This is a genomic window from Limnoglobus roseus (assembly GCF_008254045.1).
Lineage (GTDB): Bacteria > Planctomycetota > Planctomycetia > Gemmatales > Gemmataceae > Limnoglobus > Limnoglobus roseus.
Map to the genome: position 1 here is coordinate 3,046,349 of NZ_CP042425.1, position 26,175 is coordinate 3,072,523.

A 26,175-nucleotide genomic window follows, 5' to 3' on the forward strand; every position below is an offset into this window, starting at 1 on the left:
GAGTATCACCATGCGATTCCTCTACTTCCTGTTTCTGGTCGCCTTCGCGGGAGCCGTGGGCTACTTCGCGTACCTGAACAACCAACAGGTGGAACTGCGGTTCCTCGAATGGCACGGTTACTATTCCGTAGCCGCCCTCGTCGGCGTGGCCTACGGCTTGGGCATGTTGAGCGGTTGGAGTGTGGTCGGAATGCTCCGCCGGTCGCTCAGCCGGGTGACTGAATACGAACAACGATAAAACCACACGGGCGGCGGTTCTTGCGAACCACCGCCCGTAAAAGCCGAACGGCCCCGCTTCCAGGGGCCGTTCAACTCCCGTAACAGCGAACTGTTACTGATTCACTTTCGTTTCATTCACCGGCGTCTCTTCGACCGAGATGCCAACCTTCGAGTCCTTGACGGCCACGTTCTTGGTTTCCTTCTTGCCCGTCTCCGTGCACCAGAACAGAACCTTCACTTCGGTCTTATCCGTAGCCTTGAGTACGGATCGCAGCTCGTCGAAGGACTGAGTCCGCTGGCCATCGACCGACAGGATCACGTCCCCGGTGTGCAAACCCGCCTTCTCAGCCGCCCCGCCGTCCTTGACTTCCGTAATCCGTAAGCCCATTGCGGTGGGCGTGGTCGGAGCCGTTGCAGTCGTCGGGGTGATGGCGTTGAATTGCGTACCCGGAGTCGTGTAGTATGTGCCCGGAACCACGGTGCCTTGCGGAACTACGTTACCTTGCGGAACGAACGTGTTCGGCTGGGCATAATACGAGTTCCGAGAATAGGTCGTATTCGGGTACGGCTGAGAATAAGCCTGTTGGTTAAATCGACCGTAGGTAGTGTTATTGTAGCCCGAGAAGTTGTTGCCGTAGCCGTAACTGTTGTTGTAACCCGTGCCGTAGCCGTAAGGATTACCGATATTACCGAACGGCGTCACAACGCCGAAGCCCGTGTTCGGCTGGGCGTACTGACCGCTGTAAATAGCCCGTCGCTGGGCCGAAGCCGTGACCGTCGTCATTAAAAGAGCAACGCCGACCAGGGCAATGGTTTTCGCTTTCATGATCCATCCTCCAACTGAACAACAAAAACGGAGCCACTCCAAGAGCTCCGCTACTCGGCCGGAATAACCCGCAGATCATGTGCCACCCCACCCCGAATACAGAGATTGGGGAGTATCCCCTCGGGCCTCAACTCGGCCCTCACGATGATTTGAATTGAAGGAACCGTCCCGATCGGCTAACTTCACCATACTGCCGATTTTATAATCTCGCCCTGCCTGCCCCTCGGAGCCGGTAATGATCCGCCTCGATGCCGACCGCCCGGCGACGTTCTGCGACGGCACCTCTCGCCGCGACTTCCTGCACGCCGGCATCCTCACGCCGATGGGCCTCACGCTCGGCGGCTTCCTCGGTGCAAAGGCGCAGGCCGAGGCGAAGCCCGGCGGCGACGTGAACTGCATCCTCATCATGATGGTGGGTGCGCCCAGCCAACTCGACACCTTCGACATGAAGCCGAACGCCCCCGCCGAGGTGCGCGGCCCGTTCAAGCCGATCAAGACGAACACGCCGGGCATCGACATCAGCGAGATCTTCCCACAGGTGGCAAAGCACGCCGACAAGTTCTCGGTGATCCGCTCGCTGTACCACACGGCCACGGCCGTCCACGACACCGGCTACCAGATGATGCAGACCGGCCGGCTGTTCACCGGCGGCATCGAACACCCGCACCTCGGTTGCACGCTCGGCTACCTGAAGGGCGGTCGCGGCGAACTGCCGGCCCACGTGATGATCCCGAAGCCGATCGGCCGCACTGGCGGCAACCTGCCGCACGCGGAATCGGCCGGCTACCTCGGCAAACCCTACGACCCGTTCATTCTCAACGCTGATCCGGCCGTGCCGAACTTCAAGGTGCCCGACCTGCTGCCGCCGGAGTATCTGTCAGCCATTCGCGCCGAGCGCCGGCAGAAGTTGCGGGATGCCGTGGACGGGGCGGTGGCGAGCTTCGAGAAGACGCCGGCCGCGAAGCAGATGGACGACAACTTCAAGCTCGCCTACAAGCTGATGTCGTCGCCGAAGGCCCGCGACGCCTTCGCGTTGGAGAAGGAACCCGACAAGGTGAAGGACCGCTACGGCCGCACGCGGTTCGGCCAGTCGATGCTGATGGCCCGTCGGCTGATCGAGGCCGGCGTGCGGTTCGTGACGGTGAACATGTTCGAGACGGTGTTCGACGAACTGACGTGGGACATCCACGGATCGAAGCCGTTCACCGACATCCAGCAGATGGCGAAGGAGATAGCCCCGAACTTCGATCAGGCGTACTCCGCGTTGCTGGAAGATCTGAGCGCGCGCGGGCTGTACAAGAGCACAATCGTGGCCGCGACCGGCGAGTTCGGCCGCACGCCGAAGATCAACCCGGCCGGCGGCCGCGACCACCACCCCGGCGTCTGGAGCATGCTCATCGGCGGCGGCCCGATTAAAGGCGGCCACATCGTCGGCGAGTCCGACGAGTTGGGGTACATCCCGAAGACCCGCCCCGTGACGCCCGGCGAGGTGGCCGCGACGATCGCCCACGGCCTGGGGCTGGAGATTCACAAAGACTTGCCGGGGCCGCAGAACCGACCGATCCCGATCGTGGACTTCGGCGTGAAGCCGATCGGCGAGTTGTTCTGACGTGGAGGAGCGGCCGCGTGTTCTTGGTTCTAGGCGACGATCTGATATTGGACGTGTATGACTCTCCGGCTGACGTTTCGGAAGCTGGTGCTATTGAAGGGCTATACGTTGAGGAGTCGGTGCTGGCGGCTTACGACGAACGGGGGCAGCGGTACGTCGTCGAGTGGTTGTTCCCGAATCGCTACGGGCGGCTTCTTTGGCTGATACAGTGGGGCGAGAGCGGGAGTTACCGCTTTCGTCCCGATGGTCCCCCCCGACCCGATCGCTGCACGGTCTGTGGTCGATCGTGCAGTTGGACTCGGGCGATCAGGTCCGTTTGCATCACTGGCCGAAGTGCGGGCGTCCATCAAGTGACTGAGAGCCCACGGTTCCGGATCTCCTCAGTCACAAGATAAAAGTCGATTGTCTGAAAATGGTTCACTCCCCCAACCCCTGACATCCATGCCCCGCCTCCTCTCTCTTCTCCTGCTTCTCGCCGCCGGCAGCACTGCTCACGCCGAGTTGAAGGTCTACCCGCCCGTCGTCACGCTCACTGGCCAAGACGACGCGGCACAGTTGCTCGTTGTCGAAGAGCAAGCTGGGCGGGTCGTCGCGGACCACACGGCGACGGCGACATTCACCCTCGCGGACCCGAAACTCGCGAAGGCCGACGCGGCCCAACTGACGCCGCTCGCCGACGGCGAGACGACGATTACGGCCACCGTCAACGGCCAGACCGCGACGGCGAAGGTCGTCGTGAAGGGCACGACGCAGCCGACGGCGTGGAGCTTCCGCAATCATGTTGAGCCGGTGATGACGCGGACGGGCTGCAATTCCGGGGCGTGCCACGGGGCACTCGCGGGCAAGGGCGGGCTAAAACTCTCGCTCCGCGGCTACGACCCAGAGGCCGACCACTTCGTGCTGACGCGGCAAGCCCTCGCCCGACGGATCGACCAGACTTCGCCCGAAAACAGCCTGCTGCTGAAGAAGGGGGCGAAACAGATGTCGCACGGCGGCGGCGAACGGCTGCCCGCGGACGGCGTGCACTACGACATCGTGTTGAAGTGGATTCGCGCCGGCTCGCCGGGGCCGAGTGACACCGACGTGTCACTCGATTCGATTGAAGTCTTCCCGAAGGCGGCGCTGCTGAAGCCGCAAGCCGCCGCCCGCCTCGTCGTGGTGGCGAAGTACGCCGACGGCTCGGCTCGCGACGTGACGCGGTGGTGCAAGTTCTCCTCCAGCGATGATCTCATGGCCGGCGTGGACGAGGACGGCAAGGTGAAGGTCAACGGTCACGGCGAGGCATCCGTTACCGCCAACTTCGGCACGCGGCTGACCACCATGACCGTGACCTCGCCGTTCGCCACCGCGACCGACGACACCACCTTCGCGAAGTCGCCGCGGTCGAACTTCATCGACGACCACGTCCTCGCGAAGCTGAAGTTGCTCCGCCTGCCGCCGTCGGAACAGTGTTCCGACGCGGAGTTCGTCCGCCGGGCGTTCCTCGACACCTGCGGCATCCTGCCGAAGCCGGAGGAGGCGGCCGCGTTCCTGAAGGACACCCGTGCCGACCGGGCAAAGCTGATCGACGCGCTGTTGGAACGGCCGGAGTTTGTCGATTACTGGGCGTTCAAGTGGTCGGACCTGCTTCTCGTGTCGTCGCGGCGACTGCCGCAGCCGGCGATGTGGGCGTTTTACCGGCAGGTCCGCCAGAGCGTGGCCGACAACCAACCGTGGGACCAGTTCGCGCGATCCATTCTCTCCGCGTCTGGCAGCACGCTCACCAACGGCGGCGCGAACTACTTTGTCATCCACAAGGACGTGACCGACCTCGTCGAGTCCACGGCCGTCACGTTCCTCGGCACGTCGATCAACTGCTGCCGGTGCCACAACCACCCGCTCGAAAAATGGACCCAGGACCAGTACTGGGCGATGGCGAACCTGTTCGGCCGCGTCGGGCTGAAGAACGGCGACCGGCCCGGCGAGGTGTCGGTGCAGAGCCTGCCGACCGGCGACGCCCTGCACCTGCGCCGCGGCACGGCCATGCCGCCGACCCCGCTGGACGGCAAGCCGTTGGCCCTGGACTCGCCGGCCGACCGCCGTGAGCACCTGGCCGACTGGCTCACGTCGCCGGCCAATCCGTACTTCGCGAAGGCCCTCGTGAACCGCGTCTGGAAGAACTTCCTCGGCCGCGGGCTGGTGGAAGCGGAGGACGACCTGCGCGAATCGAACCCGCCGAGTAACCGGGAGTTGTTCGACGCGGTGACGAAGGACTTCGTGGACCACAAGTTCGACGTGAAGCACCTGATGCGGACGATCTTGAACTCGGCCGCGTACCAGCGATCCTCGAAGCCGCTGCCGGCCAACGCCACCGACGACCGCTTTTACTCGCGGTACCTCGTGCGGCGGTTGAACGCGGAAGTGCTGCTCGACGCCTACAGCGACGTAACCGGCGTGCCGACGGCGTTCACCAAACTCTCGCTCGGTCCGACCGGCGGCGAGAAGAACGACGCCAGTTTCCCGGCCGGCACGCGGGCGATGCAACTGCCGGACTCATTGCTCATCTCGCGCTTCCTGGATGCCTTCGGCCGGGCCGACCGCCTTCAAGTTTGCTCGTGCGAGCGGACCACCGATTCCAGCGTCCGGCAGGCGTTGCACCTGAACAACGGCCAGACGCTCAACGACAAACTCCGCGACTCGAAGTCGCGCGTGGCCGTGTGGCTGAAGGAGAAGGCGACCGACGCCGATGTGGTGACACGGCTCTACCAGTTCTCGCTGACGCGCGAGCCGACAGACGCCGAGAAGACGAAGCTGGTCGCCGTGCTGAAGGACGCGAAGACGGACGCCGACCGCCGGGACGCGGTCGAGGACTTGTTCTGGGCCGTGCTAACGAGCCAGGAGTTTCTGTTCAACCGCTAACCGTGATGGCACCCGCCGCAAAGCTCACACGTCGCGACGGGTGGGCTTTCGCCCCCTTCCCCAAGAACCCACCATGTTTCGCTTCACCCTTCTCCTTCTGGCCTTCGCCCCCGCGCTCGTGGCTGCCCCGCCGGTGACAGCTCTCGCGTACCGTGGCGACGGCCAACTCCTCGCCGCCGGCACGCACGGTGTCGTCACACTCATTGACCCCGCTACCGGCGACGCCGTCGCCACGCTGCCACAGACGGGGCGTGTGACCGCCCTCGCGTTCTCGAAGGCCGGCACGCTCGCGGTCGCCGCCGGTGAGCCGGGGAAGGCCGGCGTCGTCCGCCTTTACGACTTCGCGGTCGGCAAACTCAACGTGAAGCCGACGGCCGAGTTCACCGCCCACCGCGACGCGATATACACGCTCGCCTTCTCGCCCGACGGCACGCTCGCGTCGGCCGGTTACGACCGCGTCATCAAGCTGTGGAATCCCGCTAAGACCGAAGCGGCGAAGCTCACGCTCGAAGACCACAGCGACGCCGTGTACGCCGTCGCCTTCCACCCGGACGGGAAGTTGCTCGCCTCCGGGTCGGCCGACCGGGCGGTGAAGATCTGGGACGCCGCGACCGGCAAGCGGCTCTACACCCTCGGCGACCCGACGGATTGGGTCTACGCCGTGGCCTGGTCGCCGGACGGCAAGAAACTCGTGGCCGGCGGCGTGGATAAGAGCATCCGCACCTGGGAAGCGACCGCCGACGGTGGCAAGCTCCTGAACTCAGTCTTCGCCCACACCCGCGGCGTCCTACGGCTGTCATACTCCCCCGACGGCGGTACGCTCTACAGCGTCGGCGAGGACGCAGTCGTCAAGAGTTGGGACGCGGCGAAGATGGTCGAGAAGAAAGTCTTCGCGAAGCAGCCCGATGTGCTTCAATCGCTCGCCCTGCGGCCGGACGGCAAGCAACTCGCCGCCGGCCGGTTTGACGGTGCCGGGTTGTTCCTCGACCCGGTGACGGCTGCTAGCGGGGCGACGTTCCTACCCGCGAAACCGAAGCCGCCGGTCATTACGAAAATCACACCGAACGCCGGGCCGCGGTTCAAGACGATTCGTGTGGTGGTCGAGGGCCAACGACTCGATGCGGTCACTCGTTTCGGCGATCCTGACTCTGTGCAGAAGGGGGGACTCGCCTTGTCCGCCCTCTCGGCTGAGATCGTCTCTCGGTCGCCGGATCGCCTGGAAGTAGACCTTCGCTTCTCGAAACTGCTTGCGGCCGGCTCGGTCCAACTTGTCGCATCAAATGCGGCCGGTGTATCGACTCCGATCAACTTCATGCTCGACAACTTCGACGCCGTTGCCGAGCAGGGAACCACCGACTCGGCCCGCTCCGCGATGCTGGTGACGCTGCCGACCACAATCGTCGGCAGCATCGACCGGGCCGGCGACACCGACTACTTCGCCTTCGACGCGACGGCCGGGCAGCAGGTCGGTGTTCACGCCGTCGTGGCCGGCAAGTTCGAGCCGCGGCTGGCGATCACCGACGCCGCCGGCCGCGTGCTGACCGAGAGCGACGGCGACAAGCTCGGGTACGTTGTCCCCGCGGCCGGCCGGTATGCCGTGACGATCCGTGACCGCGACTACCGCGGCGGGGCAGCAATGACCTATCGCCTGCACGTCGGCGACGTGCCGGTGGTGATGACCGTATTCCCGCTCGCCGTGGCCCGCGGCAAGGAAGCCGACGTTCACGTCGACGGTGTCAATCTCGGCCCCACGACCGGCCTGACGATGAGAGCGAAAGTTCCCTCTAATGCCGCAGTGGGGTCCCGCGAGTCCTTACACGCATCGAACTTTCCCTACGGAATCGACAGTCCCACCGTCGCCGTCGGCGAGTTCCCCTCCATCGTCGTCACCGACGCCGGCGCGGAGTTGCGAAGCCTGCCCATGACGGCCGACGGCATCCTCGCGAAGCCGGGCCAGACGCAGGCGATCAAGTTCCCGGCGAAGAAGGGCGTGCCGCTCGTCGTCGAAGTTCACGCCCGGCGGCTCGGCTCGCCGCTCGATTCGAGCATCGAAATCCTCGACGCGGCCGGCAAGCCGGTCGAGCGGGCGACCCTGCGGTGCGTGGCGAAAACGTTCAGCACCTTCCGCGACAACGACTCGGCCACGTCCGGCATCCGCCTCGAATCGTGGAACGAGTTGGCGATGAACGACTACCTCTACGTCGGCTCGGAGTTGATGCGGATCAACGCGCTGCCGAAGGGGCCGGACGACGACTGCCAGTTCGTGGCCCGCGGCGGACAGCGGCTCGGCTATCTCGGCACCACGCCGACGCACCACTATCTCGGCAACGTCATGTACAAGGTTGAATTCCACCCGCCGGGGACGACGTTCCCGCCGAACGGGATGCCGGTGTTCCCGATCCTCTACCAGAACGACGACGGTGGCCCCGGCTTCGGCAAGGACTCGTTCCTGCTGTTCGACCCGCCGGCCGACGGCACGTTCCAAGTGCGCATCGGTGACTCCCGTGGGGTGGGCGGGCCGGCCCACGCCTACCGGCTGACCGTCCGCCCGCCGCGGCCGGGCTTCACCGTGGACGCGACGCCGAAGATGCCGAGCGTGTGGAAGGGCAACGGCGTGCCGATCACCGTGACGGCCACCCGCATTGACGGCTACGAAGGGCCGATCCGCGTGAAGCTCGTCGGCGTGCCGCCCGGCTTCCACGCCCCGGCCGAGACGACGATCGAAGCCGAGCAGGTGGCAACCACCTTTACGCTGTTCGCGGACGGCCCCGCGATGGCGAAGGCCGCCGAAGTAGTGTGCGAGGCCACTGCGACGATCAACGGCAAGCCCGTCACACAGGCGGTCAGCCTCGGTGTACCGAAGGTCGTAGAACCGGGCGATCTCGTCACGTCAGTTTCGACCGAGTCGCTGACGATCCAGCCGGGGAAGGAAACGAAGTTCACGGTGAGGGTCGAGCGACGCAACGGCTTCAAGGGCCGCGTGCCGCTGGACGTTCGCGGCCTGCCGCACGGCGTCCGCGTGATGAACATCGGCCTGAACGGCATCCTGCTGACGGAACGCGATTCCGAGCGCGAGGTCGTGATCTACGCTGAACCGTGGGTGAAGCCGATGACGCACCCGATCACGGTACTGTCCCGCCGCGAGAGCACGGGCAAAGAGTACGCGGCGAAGTCGGTGACGCTGACGGTGAAATAGAATGAGCGCAACAAGCGAGGAAGTTGACATGAGTGACGCGATGAAGTCGGTCCTCGAACTGGCGGCACAGCTGTCGGCCGACGAGCGTGGGGAACTGGCCGCACGGTTGTTGGAAGAATTGGACCACGCGGACGCGGACGCCGCGTCCGCGTGGTCGGACGAGATTCGTCGGCGAATCGACGACCTGCGATCCGGTCGCGAAACGCCAATCCCGTGGGCCGAAGCACGACGGCAAATCTTAGAGGACGGCGATGACGCCGGTTGATTTTCACCGACTGTCCGTCGGTGAAGCTCGTCACGAACGCCGCCATTACGCACGCATCAGCACCGCCCTGGCGGCACGCTTCATGGCCGACCTTGATGACGCGGTCGCGCGAATCGCGGCGAACCCATAGATGGGGCTGCCCCACCTGCATGGCACACGAATCTGCCGATTTCGTCTATTCCCGCTCTACTTGGTATACGTCGAAGACTCTGCGAGCCTGTTGGTTCTGGCGGTGGCGAACAACCACCGCCGTTCCGGTTACTGGCGACGCCGATTGCCGTGACAACGGACCTTCGCCCAATTAGATCGAACTCAGCGGCCCGTAAGCCACCACCGTCGGCGCGTCGATCGGGAAGCGCGTCAACAGGTCGCGGATGCTCGCCGGGGTGACGGCCTCGTAGCGGTTCAGTTCGGTGTCGATGTCGTCGAACTCGCGGTTGTTGATCCACGCACTCGCGATCGCCCCCATTCGGCCCATCGGCCGCTCGGACCGGCGGACCAGCCGCGACGCGATCTTGCTCTTCGCCACGGCCAACTCTTCGGCCGTCACGCCGTTCTTCTGCACGTCGCGCAAGATTTTGTGCACGGTCGCGAGGTTCTCCTTCGCGTTGTCCGGGTCGCTGCTGAAGTAGCCGCCGAGGGTGCCGTTGGCCTGGTTCGTGTCGATGCCGTAGCCGGACGCTTCGACGGTGCCGGGGTGCGTGAGTTCCCAGTAGAAGCGGCTGCCGGTGTCGTCGCCGATGATCGTCGAGAGCACGTCGGCCGAGTAGCGGATCGGGTCTTCCACGGCCGGGCCGGGGGCCATCACCATGACGTGCTCCTGGCTCACGCCCTCCTTCACGATGACGTGCGAACCGCTCGTCGGCTTGGCCGGCGTCAGTTGCGTGCGCGGCGGCTGACCGCCGGCGGTCCAGGGGCCGCACTTCGCGGTGACGAGTTCGACGAAGTTCGCCCAGTCGAACGCCCCGGCCGCCGCGACGACGAGGTTGCCGGCCGCGTACCGGCGGTCGAAGTACGTTTGCATCTGGTCGCGCGTCAACGCCGTGATGCTCTCGACGCTGCCGAGGATGCTGTTGCCGAGCGGGTGGTTGGCGAAGTAAATCTTGCGGGCCTTGTCGCTGGCGTCGAACGGCGGCATGTCGGCGTACATGCCGATTTCTTCGAGGATCACCTGCTTCTCGGTGTCGAAGTCTTCTTGCCGCAGGCTCGGCCGGAGGATGTCGGCGAGGATGTCCACGCTCGTCGGCAGGTACTCCGGCAACACGGCCGTGTAGTAGACGGTCGTCTCGTACTCGGTGTAGGCGTTCGACTTCGCGCCGATGCGGTCGAAGTGCAGGTTCACGTCCAGGGCCGAGCGGTTCGGCGTGCCCTTGAACAGCATGTGCTCAAGGAAGTGTGACACGCCGCTCTCCGGGCCGACTTCATCGCGGCTGCCGGTGCGGACGTAAAACCCGACGCCGACGGAGCGCGACGTGGGCAGCGTCTCGCCGATGATTTCGAGGCCGTTGGGCAAGCGGTGCGTATGGAAGGGCATGTTGGTGTCTCGGAAGAATGGAACCACAGAGGGCACAGAGAATACAGAGCGTAAAAACGAGAAGGATCGGAGTTCGTTCTCCTGTCGCTTCTTCGCGCTCTCTGTGTCCTCTGTGGCTAATTAAGGGCGTTTCAGTTCCGCCGGTCCCAGCGTGACGATGGTTGGGTCGCGGAACGGGAAGGCGTCCACGTAGTCCATCACGCTCCGTGGACTGAGGCTGTCGATCTCGTGCTGAATCTCGTCGAACGACCGCACGCGGCCGAGGTAGTACCAGTCGCGGGCGATCGCACCCGCGCGGGCTGAGGTCGATTCCTGCTGCATAATCAGCGATGTCTTCAGCCCGGCCTTCGTGCGGTCGATCTCGTCCTGTTGCACGCCGTCGCGGAGCTTGTTGAACTCGGCCAGCATCACGTCGAGCGTTTCTTGGGCCCGCTCCGGCCGCGTGCCGGAGTAGCCGACGATCGTGCCGCGGTCCTTCATCGCCTCGTGCGAGGCGTACACGGAGTAGCAGAGGCCGCGCTTCTCGCGGACTTCCGTGAAGAGGCGCGAACTCATGCCGGACGACAGCACACCGACGGTGCCCTTCGCCGCGAAATAGAGCGGGTCGGTCACGCTCACGCTCGGGAAGGCGAACGTGATCTGCGTCTGCTGCTTGTCCTTCGTCAAGTGGACTGACTGCGGCTTGTGCGCCGGGTCGATGGTCAGTCCGTGCTTCTCGCCGACGGGCCAGCCGCCGAAGAGGCGTTCGACTTGATCTTTCAGCTTCGGCCAGTCGATCCGGCCGGCCACCGAGATGATCGTGCCGTTCGGGCGGAACAGCCGTTGGTGGAACGCCCGCAACTTCTTGACCGTCAGCGACTTGAGCGTCTCTTCCGTGCCGTAACGGTCGGCGTTCAGCGGCGACGGGTAATACCGCCGTTGCAGTTCGAGCATCACCTGCTCTTGCGGCGAGTCGTCAAGGCTCTGCAAGTCTTGGAGCAGTTGCGATTGCACCGCGGGCAGGTCGTCCTTCGGTAGTTGCGGCCGCAGCAACACGTCGGCGAACAGATCCAGGGCTTGCGGCAGGTTCTTCGCCACCGTGCTGCCGGACGCGAACATGTTCAGCAGGCCGGGGCCTTCGTTGTGGTCGATGCCGAGCGAGTCGAAGGCGAGCATCAACGCTTCCGTGTCGCGGTCACCGGCCCCGCGGGGCAGCATCTCGGCGAGGGCGGACGCCAACCCGGCATCCTCCGGGGCTTCGTGCGCGCAGCCGGCCGGGATGAGGAAGTAAACGGCGGCCGACCGCACGAAGTCCATCGACTCGGCCAAGAGCGTGAGGCCGTTCGGGAAGGTGTGCGTGTGAACGGTGTTGGACAAGGGCGTCGCCTTCCGTTGCGGGGCGGGTTAGATGCCGTGGCCGACCATACTGCGGTCGGGAACGTCGACGGATCGGTATACCGCTTTATACGGGCGGAACCCCAACCGGCGGTAGAGCGCAACGGCAGAACCGTTCGCGGCCGTCACTTCTAACTCGGCCACCGTCGCACCGACGGCCTGAAATCCGGCCAGGGATTGCAGGAGCAACGCCGCCCCGAACCCCCGGCCGCGGTGTTCGGGAAGCACCGCGACATTTTGCACGCCCCCCTCGCCGGCTTCTAGCAACCCCTGCACGCACCCGACGGCCCCGGCCGGCCCCGCGAGAAGCCACGTGGCTTGCGGGCAGAAGGTCGCGCAATCGCGGATCGCCCGCGCCAGCATTCGGCAGCCGCTCTCGCAACCGAGGTTGGGGAACAGCCGCGCGTCGGCGGCGTCCTGAAATGCTTGCCGTAGCACGTCGGCGTGGGCGTCCACGAGCGATTCGTGCCACGCGAGCCAGTGGAAGCCCGGCGGTAATGGCGGGACCGCGACCGGCGAGGCGAGATCGAGCCGCATGTGGTGGCGCTTGAAGTATTCTGTCGGCACGGCAAGACGCCTCGGAGGAAACGCGGTTCAGAATGATACCACGAAATCACTCCCCGAAGGGACAGCCATCGACCTGTGGAACGCAAAAACGCCCACCCGTTCGGGTGGGCGTTCGCGGTTCTCGCAACCCGTCGGTTACTTGATGAACAGCATTTCGCGGTACGTCGGCAGCGGCCACAGGTCGTCGGCGACCATGTCTTCCAGGCCGTCGCCGAGCTTGCGGAGTTCTTCCATCTTGCTCACAACGGTTTCCTTCATGTACTTCGCGTGGCCGTAGGCGTCGCCGGCCGCGTGGTGGTCGGCGGCCGACTTCAGATCGCCGGTCAGCGTTTGGAACTTGCTGATGGCGTTCGCCAGCGACTTCAGGTGCTCCATCTGCGTCGACACGTCCACGCCGGCGGCCTTCGTGGCGTTGACCGACGCGGCCACTTCCGCCTGGTAGCGGAGGGCGGCCGGCACGATCATCGTCTTCGCCATGTGGACCATCATGTTCGCCTCGATGGCGATTTCCTTCACGTACTTCTCGCTGAAGATCTCGTACCGGGCGTGCAGTTCCTTCTCGGTCAACACCTTGTACTTGCCGAACAGTTCGATGCTCGCCTTGCTGATGATGCTCGGGAACGAGTCGACGCTGTTCTTCATGTTCGGCAGGCCCCGCTTGGCGGCCTCGACCTGCCACTCTTCCGAGTAGCCGTTGCCGTTGAAGATCACCTTCTTCGACTCCTTCAGGATGCCCGGCAGCAGGTCCTGGATCGCTTTGTTCAAGCTCTTGCCGGCCTTCACGTCGGCTTCGAGCTTCGTCGCGATGAAGTCGAGCGATTCGGCCACGATCGTGTTCAGCACGACGTTCGGCCCGCCGATGCTGAAGCTGCTACCGACGGCCCGGAACTCGAACTTGTTGCCGGTGAAGGCGAATGGCGACGTCCGGTTGCGGTCGCCGGCGTCCCGCGGCAGCTTCGGCAGCACGCTGACGCCGACTTCCATGTGTCCGCCCTGCTTCGTGGACTTCAGGTTGCTCGCTTCGAGCTGGTCCATGACGTCCTGAAGCTGGTCGCCGAGGAAGATCGAGATGATCGCCGGCGGGGCTTCGTTCGCACCGAGGCGGTGGTCGTTCCCGGCCGAGGCGACGGTGACGCGGAGCAGTTCCGGGTACTTGGCCACGGCCCGGATGACGGCGACGCAGAACACCAAGAACTGCGCGTTGTCGTGCGGGTTGTCGCCGGGGTTGAGCAGGTTCTCGCCGGCGTCCGTGGACATCGACCAGTTGTTGTGCTTGCCCGACCCGTTGATGCCGGCGAACGGCTTCTCGTGCAGCAGGCACACCAGCCCGTACGTCTCGGCCGTGCGGCGCATGACGTCCATCGTCAGTTGGTTGTGGTCGGTCGCGAGGTTGCTGTCCTCGAAGATCGGGGCGATTTCGTACTGGCTCGGCGCGACCTCGTTGTGCCGGGTCTTGACCGGGATGCCCAGCTTGAACATCTCCATTTCGCAGTCGGCCATGCAGGCGATGACCCGCTCCGGGATGGTGCCGAAGTACTGGTCTTCCAGTTCCTGGCCCTTCGGCGGCTTGGCCCCGAACAGCGTGCGGCCGCAGTTAATCAGGTCCGGCCGGGCGTAGTAGAAGTTCTTGTCGATCAGGAAGTATTCCTGTTCCGGGCCGACGGTCGTGATGACCTTCTTGGCCTCGTCGTTGCCGAACAGCTTCAAGATGCGCAGGGCTTGCGGCGAGAGGGCTTCCATCGACCGGAGCAGCGGCGTCTTCTTGTCGAGGGCTTCGCCAGTCCACGACACGAACACGGTCGGGATGACGAGCGTCGCGCCGTTCGGGGTTTCGCGGATGTACGCCGGGCTGGTCGGGTCCCAGCCGGTGTAGCCGCGGGCTTCGAACGTCGCCCGCAGGCCGCCGCTCGGGAAGGAGCTGGCGTCCGGCTCGCCCTTCACGAGCTCCTTGCCGCTGAACTCGGACATCGCGCTGCCGTCGCTGTTGGGCGACAGGAACGAGTCGTGCTTCTCGGCGGTCAGGCCGGTCAGCGGTTGGAAGAGGTGGGTGTAGTGGGTCGCGCCGTGCTCGATGGCCCAGTCCTTCATCGCGCTCGCGACGGCGTCGGCGAGGTTGGGGTCGGTGAGTTGCGCGCCGAGCTTGATCGTCTTCTGGAGGGCCTTGAAGATCGGCTTGGGCAGGCGGGCCTTTTGTTCCGCTTCGCCGAACACGTTGGCCCCGAAGAGTTCCTTGAGAGTCTTGTCCTTGAAGACGATGCGGTTGAGTTGGTACGTGGTCGTGGCGATGGTTTGGATCGCTTGTTGACGAGCAGTGGCTGACATTTCGTCTGGGTCTCCGGAAGAGATGGACTGGGCACCCCAAATTAGTTTGGGACCATTCCCTGCGCAGTATCGCAGCGGCCGGGGGTACGGCCGGAGGGCGGGCAGGTCCGGGAGAGGATAAAGGAGGTTATAGAAATCCCGCGGACGTTCGTCCGTCGGCTTCCATAAAATCCTGACATGCTCTCGATTTCCATCGCCAACCCGTACGAACAGCCGCTCGACTTCCCGACCCTGAAGGCCGCCGCGAAGGCGGTGCTGGAGGGGGAAGGCGTGCGGGCCGCGAAGGTCGTGGTGGCATTCGTGGACAACGCCCACATCCACCGACTGAACAAGCAGTTCTTGAACCACGACGAGCCGACGGACGTGATCACCTTCCCGTACACCGACGCGAAGGCGAAGAAGCTGGAAGGCGAGATCGTCATCGGTTACGAGATCGCGGCCGAGTACGCCGCCGACCGCGGCCACCCGACGGAGCGAGAACTGCTGCTCTACGTCATCCACGGCTGCCTGCACCTGTGCGGCTACGACGACACGACGGCGAAGGCCGAGCGCCAGATGCGCGTCAAGGAACGCGAGTACCTGACGAAACTGGGGCTACCGGACATCACAGAAACGACCTAGGCGAGCCGAGTACCGTAAGGTGCCGGGTGTCACGCGGCGAGTCTCCGCGATTCACCCGGCGGCTTACGCCGCTCGGCTCGCCTCACACCTGGAAAAGTAATGATCCCGCAGATTCACCCGACGGATTTGAAGGCGAAACTTGCCGCCGGCGAGCCGGTCTACCTGCTCGACGTGCGGCAACAGAACGAGTACGACTACTGCCGGCTCGCCGACAGCACGTTGATCCCGCTGCACGAACTGCCGGGGCGGTTGGACGAAGTAGCCCCGCCGGCCGGGGCGCTCGTGGTGGTGTACTGCCACCACGGCGTCCGCAGTCTGAGCGGGGCGGCGATCCTGCAACAAGCCGGGCACGCGAACGTCGCCTCGCTGTCCGGCGGCATCGAAGCGTGGAGCACGCTCGTCGACCCGAGCGTGCGGCGGTATTGAGTTACGCCGTCTTGGCCTCGGCCATCAGACGGTTGAACCGCCCGGCGATCGGGGCGTAGATCGTCAGGATGAGTAGCATCGCACCGCCCAGCATCGCGAAGTACACGCCCGGCGACATGGTCGGATACAACCGCGTGATCGGGGCGTTGATAAGCAAGTTTGCCAGGAAGACGACGGCCAGCCAACAGGCGGTGACGAAGCTCTTCATCGTCGGTGGGGCGGCCACGAAGGCCAATTCCAGGCCCGTGATCGAGACGAGGATTTCTGCCACGGTCAGGATCAAGTAGGCGAACACCTGCCACCAGACCGTGACGCGTTCGGCCGGCTTCACCCAGTCGATTTCCTCGACCGCCGCTTTTGCCGCGTCCGACTTCACGTCCTTCAGTTCGTCGGCGGACTTCATTAGCGGTTCCAACACGCCGCCCGCGGACAACTCGGCGGCCGCCGGCGGCGTCCCCGTGTGTCCGCCCGACACCTTCACCACCCGCCCGTCGGTCAGGGTGACGATCCCGTTCGTGAACTCCAGCTTCTTCTTGTCGGTGTTGTAAGCCCAGTCGGTCGCGGTGATCTTCACGCCGCCGAACGCCACCTCGCCGCTCTTCACGTCACTCAGCGTGGCGGCCGAGTGCGGCAGCACCAGTTCCCCTTCGGGGAAAGTGATCTTGTTCGCCTTCGTCGCCTGACCGGCCATGAACCCGGCCAGACTCATGATGGCCATGCTCACGCCGGTTAGCAGGAACCCGAGGGCGATCTTACTGGTGGCCTTCACCGGGAACGCTTTGAACAGCATCACGCTCAGCGGCACGAGGGCCACGATGAACAACGGGTTGAACGCCTGGATGCTGTCCGGCGGCGTTTTCGTACCGAACAGGGTGCAGTCCATGTACGTGTTGGCGAAGAAAATCCAGGTACTCGCCGACTGGTCGAAGATGGCCCAGAAGAACATCACCGTCAGGAACAGTGCTCCGATCCGGCCGAGGGTTTGCAGTTTCAACTTCGTGTCGGCCGCCTTCTCTTCTGGCGTCACGAGTTTGGTGTGAACGGGGATGCCCGTAACCGTGCGGGTGTCGGCCGGCGGCGGGCTGTTCGGGTCGCCGACGACCTTCCGCGTAATGCTCTCGGTGGCGTAGAACCGCTTACCGGCCGCGAAAATCATCAGGGCCAGGGACATCAAACCGGCGGGGAAGAGGAACGCCGTCTGGTAACTGTACGTCGTCCGCAGGTACGGCATCGCGACTTGGGACAGGAACGCCCCGATGTTGATAGCCATGTAGAACCACGAGAACGCGCTCGTCCGCAACTGGTCTTGGCCGGGTCGCTGTTGGTCGTAGGTCAGCCCCATCAGAGTTGAGATGTTCGGCTTGATGACCCCCGATCCCATCGCCAGTAAGAGCAACGAACCGAAGACGAGGGCCTTGTCCTCGATGCCGACCAGGAACTGCGCCGCCACGTAGGGCACGCTGAACAGGACGATCGTCCAATACTTGCCGAGGAAGTTGTCGGCGACCCACCCGCCGATGAGCGGGAAGAAGTAGCACGCCGCGATGAACAGCGACATGTACGTGCCGGCGTCGCTCTTGTCGACGCCGAGCTTTTCGGTCATATACAGGGCCAGAATCGCCCGCATACCGTAGTACGAGCACCGCTCTGCGAACTCCCCCCAGAAGAAGAACCAGAACCCGATCGGGTGGTTGGTCGGTGCGATCGCGGCGGGTTTGGTAACGTCGTGGAGTTCGGCAGCGGTAGGCACAACAATCATCCCTTTCGTTGGGGGAACGGCGGGAGAGGCGGCTCATAGTGGGAGCGATCATACCATACCTACTCCCCGCGTCCACCGGGGCAACTCCGATTTCCTGGCCGGCTGAATCCGCTTGTCCCGGCCCCGATTCGCGTTACGATTGTCTCTGCCGTCGGACGTCACTCTTCTTTCACCCCAAATCCGTCCGGCCGCCCCTCGGAGTCTCCCGCCATGCGTCGCCGGATTGTGTTGAAACTGTTCCTGGGCGCGCTCGCGCTCGCGTCGTTGGATTCGTTCACCCGCGCCGACGAGATGCCCGCCCCGCCGCGGGCGTTCGAGCGGAAAGACCCGAAATTCGACGAGCTTGTGCCGAAGGACGCGAAGGTCGAGGAACTCGCGGCCGGGTTCAAGTGGTCCGAAGGGCCGGTGTGGGACAAGAAGACGAACTCGCTGCTGTTCTCGGACATCCCGAACAACATGATCCGCCGCTGGTCCGAGAAGGACGGCCTGCAAGAATTCCTGAAGCCGAGCGGGTACACCGGCACCGCGGCGTTCACCGGCGAGGAGCCCGGCTCGAACGGCCTCGCCTTCAACAAGGCGGGTGAGCTCGTCATGTGTCAACACGGCGACCGTCGCATCGCGAAGTGGGTCGACGGCAAGTTCGTCACCGTTGTCGACAAGTACATGGGCAAGCGGCTCAACAGCCCCAACGACCTCGTCTACCACCCGAACGGCGACCTGTACTTCACCGACCCGCCCTACGGCCTGCCGGGGCAGATGAAAGACCCGGGTAAGGAACTCGAATTCCAGGGCGTCTACCGCCTCAAACCGAACGGCGAACTCACGCTGCTCACGAAAGTGATGTCGCGGCCGAACGGCATTGGCCTGTCGCCGGACGGCAAGACGCTGTACGTGGCGAACTCCGACCCGGAGAAGGCGAACTGGATGAGCTTCCCGGTGAAGGCCGACGGCACGCTCGGCGACGGCAAGCAATTCTTCGACACGACGGACTTGGTGAAGGCGAAGAAGCCCGGCCTGCCGGACGGCTTGAAGGTGGACGCGGCCGGCAACGTCTGGGCGACCGGACCCGGCGGCGTGTTCGTGTTCGACCCGACCGGCAAGCACCTCGGCACGATCGTGACGAACGACAAGACGGCCAACGTCGGCTTCGGCGGCGACGGCAGTACGCTGTACGTCACCGCGAACCACAACCTCATCCGAGTGAAGACGAAGGCCAAGGGCCAGGGGTACTAACCGCGGTCACGCGCCGGTGGTGGACGCCTCGCCGTACTTGAGCCGCACCACGGTCGCGGGTCCGGGGCCGCCCACGGTCACGACGTACAGGTTGTCGAACTCCCTCTCGCCGATCGGGGGGATCGGCGACGGTACGCCGAACGCCGCGATCATTTCCGGGACGGTGTTGCTGTGGCCGGCGACCAGCACCACCGGCCCCAGGGCGCCGGCCAGCATCTTCTGGGCGAGTTCCGCGGGCGTGGGAACTTCGTGGGGCTGAAGGCCCAGTTGCGTGGCCAGGGGTTTCACCGTCTGTTTGGTGCGAGTGAGTGCGGACGTGAACACCGCGGTAACGCCCGCAGAGCCGACGACCCGCGCGAGGTCCGTGGCCCGCGCCTGGCCGGCGGTGTTCAGCGGCGGGTTGGTCGCTCCGAGGGCCGGGGGCACGTCGATGTCCGCGTGACGGACGAAGAGAATCGTCGGCATGGCGTCGGCCTTGTAAATGGGGGTGGCCCGCGGCCGCTATTTCAGCGGCACCGGCCGCGAGTTCTTCTTCAAGAATCCGACCAGCGGCTTCGCGGCCGCGGGCAGTGTTTCGTCGTCGAGAACAACGGCGATTTTCGGCCCGTGGCCTTCGACGGTAATCTCGTACTGTCCCAGGTCGCGGCCGGTCTTCGACAGCGATTCGTGCGATCCCGACAGGCCACTATCCTGAACGAGTTTTTGGAGTTGCTGGGCCGCGTCCGGGGCGAGCGTCGCGGTGTCGAGTTCACACCCCTTGACCGCCCCGGCGTACCCGCCCGATTGAACGAATTGCACCCGCATCCGCGTCCCTCCTGGTTGGTCCCGGCCAGGTGCGGGAGCCGTCAGACGGTGATGCCCACCTTCTTCCAGGCCGACTTCACCGCCTTCTTGGCGGCCGCCCCGTACTTGGCCCCGGCGATCTGAACCGACAACTTGGCACAGTCCAAGAACTGGCTCGAAGCCGACAGTTGCAGCAGGGTATCATACCAGAGCCGCCCGGCCACCTCCCACGCCCGGCCCTTGATTTCTTTCGCCACCAGGGCGAACACCCGGTTCGGGATGCCCGAGTTAATGTGAACGCCCTGGCGGTCCCGCGGGCCAGTGTAGATCTTGGACATGTGGGCCGGTTGCGGGTCGGTGCCCAGGTCCGGGTCGTTCGCGTAGGCCGTGCCGGGGTTCTCCATGTCGCGGATGCCCCGGCGGGTGGCCGCCGGTACCATGATCTCCGCCCCGACCACCCAACTCGCTTGCAGGGCCGTCTCGTCCCGCTTCCACTGCCGCACGAGAATCCCGAACACGTCGGCGAAGTGCTCGTTGAGGGCCCCCGATTGCGCGAAGTAGGTCAGGTTGCTGGTGAACGACTGGACCCCGTGGGTCAGTTCGTGCCCGACGACGTCCAGCGACCCGGTGAACCGCTTGAAGATCACGCCGTCGCCGTCGCCGTAGGCCATCTGCTCGCCGTTCCAGAAGGCGTTGTTCATTGGCCCGAGTTGGCCGGTCTCGTCCGTCTCCCCGACGTGGACCGACGAAACGAGGCTCATACCGTTGTCGTCGAGCGAGTTCCGCTGGAAGAGGGTTTGGTAGAAGTCGTAGGTGTCCCCGGAGGCGTCGTAGGCCTCGTTCACGGCTACGTCGGACGATTTTGCCTGCCCTTCCGACCGTACCAGGGTGCCGCGGAGTTGGTCCGACCCCGCGGCGTCGTAGACCAGCCGGTGCTTCGTCGCGGCTGGCGAGGCGTTCACCATCATGGCGGGCATGGCCTGGGCCATCACGCGGACCGCCCGCATTGCCGCCGCCGCCTTGAGGTTGGCGATGGCCCGCGACCGGGTCGCCGGGTCGGCCGACTGGGCGAGTTGGTCGTTGATGTACGGGGGAATGATGCACTGAATCGGGTTGCGGGAGCACATGTGAAGGGCCTTCGCTGGGACAGGAGATGGGATTCGCCGGCCGATCGCTCTCGGCCGTTCGAACAAACAGTCAACTGGTCTTACGAGGGCCATCGGCCAACGGATGGCGGCAAATTGTGAAAACCGTTCGGGCGGTTCATGGTACCTGTGTTAAACGCGCTCGCGGCGGGGGCAACGGCTTGGTAGAATGTCCGGCGTCCCCTCGGCCGAGTTTCCGAATGCCGGCGATATCTCGGCTGGCGGGACTGTTCCGACGCCCCGGAGGTGTCCATGTCGCGCCTGTGTCTCGTTCTCGCTCTCGCGACCGTCGGCCTACCGGCGACGGGGGCGGTGGACAAACAGAAGAACGACGCGGCCCTGAAGAAGGGCGTCGAATTCCTCAAGCAACACCTCAACGAAACGGCGCACGGGACCGGCGTCCCCGCCTTGGTCGGTCTCGCGATGCTCGAAGGCGACGTGCCGAAGACCGACCCCGCCATCGTCTCCATCACCCGCGCCCTCCGCGAGGGCGGACCGGGCGAGACCAAGACTTACAACCTCGCCCTTAGCGTCCTCTTCCTCGACAAGCACAACGACCCGAATGACGTGCCGCTCATTCAGTTGCTCGGCGCGCGGCTGATCGTTGGTCAGACCAACTTCGGCGGCTGGGGTTACAATTGTTTCCCGGAGGTTCCCGCGGCGGAGCAGGCCCGGCTGGCCAGCGCCCTCAGGCCTACCGGTGCAGGCGGCCTGCACCCGGAGGCCGCCGCCATCCTCCGCCTCGGCCGCGCGGGTAACGCCGCCAGCGAGGGCGGCGACGACAACTCGAACACGCAATTCGGCCTCATCGGCACCTGGGTCGCCCAGCGCCGCGGGGTGCCGGCGTCTCCGGCGATTACCGCCGTCGATACCCGCTTCCTCCGCACGCAAAGTCCGACCGACCACGGCTGGTCGTACAACGCCAGCACTTCCGGGGCGAGTTCAACCCCGGCGATGACCTGTGCCGGTCTGCTCGGCTTGGCCGTCGGCAAGGCGAACGACGAGGCCCGCAAGGCCGGCCGTAAGCTCGTCGGCGAGGGCAACCCCAAGCCGAAGGCGAAGGAGGACGACGACCCGTTTTACAACCCTCCCGCTCGTAACGAGAAGCCGAAGAAGGAGGAAGAAGCGGAGGACGACCCGGAAGAGGACGACCAGCCGAAGAAGAAGCCGCTCACCATCCGTGACATGGCCATCGAGCGGGCGCTGCAGGCCCTCGGCCGGGTGCTGAAGCAGGGATCGGGCGGGGCGAGCGCCGGCACCCGCGGCGGCGTCGACGACCTGTACTTCCTCTGGTCCCTGGAGCGGGTGGCGGTGGCCTACGGACTCGACACCATCGGCGACGTGGACTGGTACGAGTGGGGCACGAAGTCCCTCCTGGCCACACAGGGGGCCGACGGCTCGTGGCCCGGCGGCAACGACGGCACGGTGGTCAACACGGCCTTCGCGGTGCTGTTCCTGAAGAAGTCGAACCTCGTGGCCGATCTGACCCGGCAGATCAACGGCAAGATCAAAGACCCGGGCAACGGCGAACTGCGCGGCTCCCGCGGCGGCCCGCTTGCCATCGCCGCGTTCGGCCGCAAGATCGACGTGAACACCGATGGCGCGCCTGACCCGACAAGTCCGAACGTCGGCAAGGTTCGCGGCCTGTCCGAAGCCGACCGCATCGCCAACGGCCTGCTCGCGAAGCAGTCGGACACGAAGTGGGATGGCAAACTGAAGGCGGTCCGCGACGGCAAGGGCGGCCAGAACACGGCCGGCCTGGCCCAGGCGATTCCGCTCTTGCCGGACAAGCGGATGATCGAAGCCCGTGCCGCCCTGGCCGACCGCCTGACGCGGATGACCGCCGCGACGCTGAAGGCGATGCTCGCCGACCGCGACGCCGAACTCCGCCGGGCCGCGTGTTTGGCCGTGGCGATGAAGGACGAGAAGTCGCTGACGCTGGACCTGATCGATCGCGTCACGGACATCGACGACATCGTGGTGCGGGCCACGCGGGCGTCGTTGAAGGCGATGTTCAACAAGGACCTCGGCCCGCCGACCGGTTCGAACGACGAACGCAAGCGGATCGCGCTGGACGAGTGGAAGTCGTGGTACACCCGCGAAGGTCCGAAGCCGTGATCGCTGGGTAGATGAAATAACGGTTGACTGTTGAGGAGGATCGCGTGTGGCGAAGCGTCGGCGTGACGGCAGCTATCGCGAGCCGGCGGCCCTCCGTCGAATTCGGGAGTCACTGACCGAGGAAAAACAACTGCAAGAGTTCCGCAAGGTTTTCGGGTGTGACCCGTCGTCCGAGGACCAATTGGAAGTGTTCATCGAACACCTGACGCTGGAGATGTACAACGCCGGCTGTGACCAGAGGTAGGTGTCCCGCAACTTGGAATCGGACACGATGAAACGCGATCGCCCTCCAATCGGCTGGACTCGATCTGGAACAGAGCGTTCTAAAAAGAGGGGCTGAATTCCCTGACGTCAATACGGTCCGTTCGTCTGCCAGCCGCGTCGAACTCTATCCAGATCAACAGGTATGTCGGGAACGGGAATTCGATGCGGTAGTTGGAGAACTCCGTCAGAGACAGGGTATGCCTTTGCCCTGAACCATCGCCCTTGTCACAGCATCCCTCGCCGATCCCGGATTTTGAATAGCCCTTGGTAATGAGCCAGTCAGAAACCTGCCACCTGGGTGTCCCGACCGGCAATTCACGCTCGATTTGATTTCGCACTTCCTGAACCGTGATCCACGGCACGTTGTTAAGATAAACGCACCCGGACATCACAATCAGTACGACGACTAGCGAAATGCGTAGCAGCCGTCGCTTCACGCGATACCCTCCGTTCTTGTGTTGAAATTGCTCCAGAACGATATCCCACTGCAAGAGGTTCGTCAAAAATCCGTACTTCCCTTCCGGTCGGCGCAGAATACCACGATTCGCCCCCGCCCGCGTCGGTCGTCGGTCACTTCGACTTGACCTATAATGATAAATTGTGCCACTCTGGTGATGGATCGCACCCTTTGCGCCCGATAGGGAACCCGCAACATGGTCACGGACACGGCAGCGGACGCCAAAACGACTCAGCCTCGAAACCTCTGGCAACTGCCGATCTTCCTACTCGGCTTGCTCGCCCTCTACGGGGCGTACAAGTACGTGCCGCACCGCGGCGCGACGGCCGGACCGGCCACGGCCGGCGAACTCGCGGACCTGAAATCGGCCCTCGAACAGAGGTCCCCTGACGCCGCGGCCATCGAACCACTGGTTCGCAAACTCGCCGCGACCAACCCGACCGATACCCCCACGAACTTCGCTCTCGGCAGTGGTTACGTCGCCCTTGCGGATAAGGCCGGCGGGGACGGCATCGAATACTGGGCCGCGGCCGAGAAGGCGTTCGAGCGGTGCGATGTCACGCAGCTCGACAACCACGGCGAGGCGGCGAAGATGATCTTCCGCTTTGCTCTAGCGAAGGCCGCCACCGAAACCGGCAACCCGGCCGAGGTTCTTGGCGCGATGACGAGCCCGCCGGCCGGCGAAGACCGGGCCGAATACCCCCGCCTCGTCGCCCAGACCTTCTTGCGGATGACCCCGCCGAACTACGCCGGGGCAAAGGAAGCCTTCGCCAAGTACCTCGGCGGCCAGAACCGCTCCACCCCGGCGACGGCGGCCAAGTACAAGCTCGAACTGGTGAAGTTGCACCTCCGCGACAAGGAACTCGATAAGGCAAAGACCTGGCTGAAGGACATCGGCACGACTGCCCCGGCCGACGTGCAAGCGGCGGCGAAGGTCCAACTCGGCCGGGTGGCGATGGCCGAACAGAACTGGGCCGACGCGGTCGCGCAGTTCGAGGCCGCGCTGCTCTCCGGGCAACTCCCCACAGAGGAACGCACCACCGTCCGCTATCAGGCCGCCCTCTCGCTCATGCAGTCCGGCAACGACGCGGCCGCCGCCCCGTACTTGAAGCAAGTCCTCGCCCAACCCGGCGAGGTGGCTGCCGCCGCCGCGATGAAGCTGGCCGCGATCGGCAGCCGCGACCCGGCCGCGAAGGGTTCCCGTAAGGAAGCCGCCGAGTGGCTGGAGAAGGCGGTCACGCAGGCGAGCGCGACCAGCGAACACGTCAAGACGCCGGAACTGCGGGCGGTGTTCGAAGAAGTCATCAAGGCCAGCACGAGCGAGGGCGACTTCGAGGCCGCCCACCGGGCCGCGACGGCCTACGCCAAGATCGCCGAGGAGAGCGCCGACCGCAAGTACCGCGCGGAGATCAACGCGCAGTGGGCGACGGCCCTGGTGAAGACCAACCCCGCCGACGCGAAGCCGAAGTTCATGGACGCCGCCACCGAGTACGCGACCCTGGCCGATCGCGCCCTCGACCCGAAAGAACGGGCAGAACTCTTCCGCAAGGGAGCGTTGCAATACCAGAAAGCCGGCGAGTCGTCGAAGGCCCTGGAACTGGTGACGAGTGTGCTGAACGGCAAAGACGTGCCGAGCGAACTCCTCGGCCGCGCCTGGCTGGACCGGGCCGACCTGCTGCCGCCCGATCAGGCTGCGGAAATCGAGGAAGCATTGAAGAGGGCGGTGAGCCTGCCGGGGTCGGCGGCCACGCCCGCCCGGTATAAGCTCGCCGTCACCTACGTGAAGCGCGGCCAGGAGTTGCTTGCCGGTGCCGCCGGCAGTGTTCAACCCGACGCCCTGAAGCAGCAAGCGGCCGTGACCACGAAGCTCGGCCGCGACATGCTCGCCCAGATCGCGGACGCCTCCACGGTGCCGACCGACGACCAGTTCACGCACGAGCAAGCCATCTTCGAACTCGGTCGCCTCGCGATGCTGGACCGCAAGTACCCGGACGCCGAGGCCCGCCTGCGGAAGCAACTGACCCTCTACCCGCAGGGCGTCCACGCTGACAACGCCCGCCTGTGGCTCGCGAGTGCCCTGTTGGCGAAGGCCCAGACCGACGCGAGTGTCGGTCCGAAGGCCCGCACCGAGGCGCTGGTGTACCTGAAGGAACTGGCGAACTCGACCGACCCGTTCCTGCAAACGTGGGGCGAAATCTGGCAGGCGAACACGCTGCTCCAGATGGGCGACACCGCCGCGACGATCCCGCTCTGCCGCGAACTGATGGCCAAGCACCGCGGCAAGCTCGAAGAGTTGGTCCTCGGCAAGCTGTTGTTCCACGCCTACCTGTCGTCCCGTCCGGCCGACCCCGGCGAGGCCCAGAAGACGCTGACGCGGATGGAGGAACTCTTCCAGGCCCTCCCGCGGGACGCCTTCCGCACCGACGCCGAGTACTCCTACGACCACTGGAAGGCCGAACTGCCCCGGCTGCGCGAGGCGCTGGTGAAGCGGTAAGTTGACCAGCGAACTCGTCCGACCCGGCCGCCCTTGGGCGGCCGGTTTGTTTTTGCATTCACAAC

21 protein-coding genes are annotated in these 26,175 nt (G+C 64.9%); 11 read left to right on the forward strand and 10 right to left on the reverse strand.

All coding sequences use genetic code 11. The annotated features are described in order from the left end of the window. Positions 1–10 precede the first annotated feature (10 nt). Positions 11–238, forward strand: a complete 228-nt coding sequence (locus PX52LOC_RS12780; RefSeq protein WP_149110461.1) for a DUF1049 domain-containing protein — start codon at positions 11–13, stop codon at positions 236–238. Between the two features lie 93 nt (positions 239–331). Here PX52LOC_RS12780 and PX52LOC_RS12785 read toward each other — a convergent pair whose 3' ends face one another. After that, the gene (locus PX52LOC_RS12785) at positions 332–1,045 is read right to left on the reverse strand and encodes a PDZ domain-containing protein (protein ID WP_149110462.1); all 714 of its coding nucleotides are present in this window, start codon (positions 1,043–1,045) and stop codon (positions 332–334) included. Between the two features lie 235 nt (positions 1,046–1,280). On the opposite strand from PX52LOC_RS12785, the gene PX52LOC_RS12790 reads away from it, so the two are divergent. From PX52LOC_RS12790 to PX52LOC_RS12805, 4 genes are all read left to right on the forward strand, one after another. Further along, a complete protein-coding gene (locus PX52LOC_RS12790; RefSeq protein ID WP_149110463.1) occupies positions 1,281–2,654 on the forward strand; it encodes a DUF1501 domain-containing protein in 1,374 nt (457 codons plus the stop codon). Positions 2,655–3,095: 441 nt separating this feature from the next. Next, entirely contained in the window at positions 3,096–5,552 is a 2,457-nt protein-coding gene (locus PX52LOC_RS12795) for a DUF1553 domain-containing protein (protein ID WP_149110464.1), read from the forward strand. 73 nt (positions 5,553–5,625) lie between these two features. Continuing rightward, on the forward strand, positions 5,626–8,748 hold the full coding sequence (locus PX52LOC_RS12800; RefSeq protein ID WP_149110465.1) for a WD40 repeat domain-containing protein: 3,123 nt from the start codon (positions 5,626–5,628) through the stop codon (positions 8,746–8,748). 28 nt (positions 8,749–8,776) lie between these two features. Further along, positions 8,777–9,013 carry an addiction module protein gene (locus tag PX52LOC_RS12805; RefSeq protein ID WP_168218970.1) on the forward strand — a complete coding sequence of 79 codons (237 nt, stop codon included), beginning with the start codon at positions 8,777–8,779 and terminating at the stop codon, positions 9,011–9,013. Between the two features lie 301 nt (positions 9,014–9,314). Here PX52LOC_RS12805 and PX52LOC_RS12810 read toward each other — a convergent pair whose 3' ends face one another. The 4 genes from PX52LOC_RS12810 to PX52LOC_RS12825 all read right to left on the reverse strand — a co-directional run bounded on the left by PX52LOC_RS12810 (position 9,315) and on the right by PX52LOC_RS12825 (position 14,810). Further along, positions 9,315–10,547, reverse strand: a complete 1,233-nt coding sequence (locus tag PX52LOC_RS12810) for a M16 family metallopeptidase (RefSeq protein WP_149110467.1) — start codon at positions 10,545–10,547, stop codon at positions 9,315–9,317. Positions 10,548–10,667: 120 nt separating this feature from the next. Continuing rightward, positions 10,668–11,903 (reverse strand): M16 family metallopeptidase, encoded by a 1,236-nt coding sequence (locus PX52LOC_RS12815; RefSeq protein ID WP_149110468.1) that lies wholly within the window; start codon positions 11,901–11,903, stop codon positions 10,668–10,670. 27 nt (positions 11,904–11,930) lie between these two features. Then, on the reverse strand, positions 11,931–12,488 hold the full coding sequence (locus PX52LOC_RS12820) for a GNAT family N-acetyltransferase (protein WP_246173713.1): 558 nt from the start codon (positions 12,486–12,488) through the stop codon (positions 11,931–11,933). Between the two features lie 135 nt (positions 12,489–12,623). Further along, positions 12,624–14,810: a glutamine synthetase III family protein gene (locus PX52LOC_RS12825; RefSeq protein WP_149110469.1), complete on the reverse strand. Its 2,187-nt coding sequence runs from the start codon at positions 14,808–14,810 to the stop codon at positions 12,624–12,626. 177 nt (positions 14,811–14,987) lie between these two features. On the opposite strand from PX52LOC_RS12825, the gene ybeY reads away from it, so the two are divergent. Together ybeY and PX52LOC_RS12835 are read left to right on the forward strand one after the other, a co-directional pair. Next, on the forward strand, positions 14,988–15,431 hold the full coding sequence (gene ybeY, locus PX52LOC_RS12830) for an rRNA maturation RNase YbeY (protein WP_149110470.1): 444 nt from the start codon (positions 14,988–14,990) through the stop codon (positions 15,429–15,431). 99 nt (positions 15,432–15,530) lie between these two features. Beyond that, the gene (locus PX52LOC_RS12835) at positions 15,531–15,857 is read left to right on the forward strand and encodes a rhodanese-like domain-containing protein (RefSeq protein ID WP_149110471.1); all 327 of its coding nucleotides are present in this window, start codon (positions 15,531–15,533) and stop codon (positions 15,855–15,857) included. A gap of 1 nt (position 15,858) precedes the next feature. On the opposite strand, the gene PX52LOC_RS12840 is transcribed toward PX52LOC_RS12835, so the two are convergent. After that, the gene (locus PX52LOC_RS12840) at positions 15,859–17,607 is read right to left on the reverse strand and encodes a peptide MFS transporter (RefSeq protein ID WP_246173714.1); all 1,749 of its coding nucleotides are present in this window, start codon (positions 17,605–17,607) and stop codon (positions 15,859–15,861) included. Between the two features lie 219 nt (positions 17,608–17,826). On the opposite strand from PX52LOC_RS12840, the gene PX52LOC_RS12845 reads away from it, so the two are divergent. Then, positions 17,827–18,849, forward strand: coding sequence for an SMP-30/gluconolactonase/LRE family protein (locus PX52LOC_RS12845; RefSeq protein WP_149110473.1), 1,023 nt, complete (start codon positions 17,827–17,829; stop codon positions 18,847–18,849). A gap of 6 nt (positions 18,850–18,855) precedes the next feature. Here the strand turns inward: PX52LOC_RS12845 and PX52LOC_RS12850 are convergent, their stop codons facing one another. The 3 genes from PX52LOC_RS12850 to PX52LOC_RS12860 are packed head-to-tail and all read right to left on the reverse strand — an operon-like array spanning position 18,856 to position 20,759. Further along, entirely contained in the window at positions 18,856–19,314 is a 459-nt protein-coding gene (locus tag PX52LOC_RS12850; RefSeq protein WP_149110474.1) for a histidine phosphatase family protein, read from the reverse strand. Between the two features lie 36 nt (positions 19,315–19,350). Beyond that, a complete protein-coding gene (locus PX52LOC_RS12855) occupies positions 19,351–19,653 on the reverse strand; it encodes a protealysin inhibitor emfourin (RefSeq protein WP_149110475.1) in 303 nt (100 codons plus the stop codon). 41 nt (positions 19,654–19,694) lie between these two features. Next, positions 19,695–20,759: a M4 family metallopeptidase gene (locus PX52LOC_RS12860; RefSeq protein WP_149110476.1), complete on the reverse strand. Its 1,065-nt coding sequence runs from the start codon at positions 20,757–20,759 to the stop codon at positions 19,695–19,697. A 270-nt stretch (positions 20,760–21,029) separates the two neighbouring features. On the opposite strand from PX52LOC_RS12860, the gene PX52LOC_RS12865 reads away from it, so the two are divergent. Both PX52LOC_RS12865 and PX52LOC_RS12870 read left to right on the forward strand, forming a co-directional pair. After that, positions 21,030–22,895, forward strand: coding sequence for a hypothetical protein (locus tag PX52LOC_RS12865; protein WP_149110477.1), 1,866 nt, complete (start codon positions 21,030–21,032; stop codon positions 22,893–22,895). A gap of 46 nt (positions 22,896–22,941) precedes the next feature. After that, entirely contained in the window at positions 22,942–23,139 is a 198-nt protein-coding gene (locus PX52LOC_RS12870) for a hypothetical protein (RefSeq protein ID WP_149110478.1), read from the forward strand. A 79-nt stretch (positions 23,140–23,218) separates the two neighbouring features. Here PX52LOC_RS12870 and PX52LOC_RS12875 read toward each other — a convergent pair whose 3' ends face one another. Beyond that, complete coding sequence (locus PX52LOC_RS12875) at positions 23,219–23,662, reverse strand: hypothetical protein (protein ID WP_149110479.1); 444 nt, start codon at positions 23,660–23,662, stop codon at positions 23,219–23,221. A 150-nt stretch (positions 23,663–23,812) separates the two neighbouring features. On the opposite strand from PX52LOC_RS12875, the gene PX52LOC_RS12880 reads away from it, so the two are divergent. Next, positions 23,813–26,110, forward strand: coding sequence for a tetratricopeptide repeat protein (locus PX52LOC_RS12880; protein ID WP_149110480.1), 2,298 nt, complete (start codon positions 23,813–23,815; stop codon positions 26,108–26,110). Positions 26,111–26,175 lie beyond the last annotated feature (65 nt).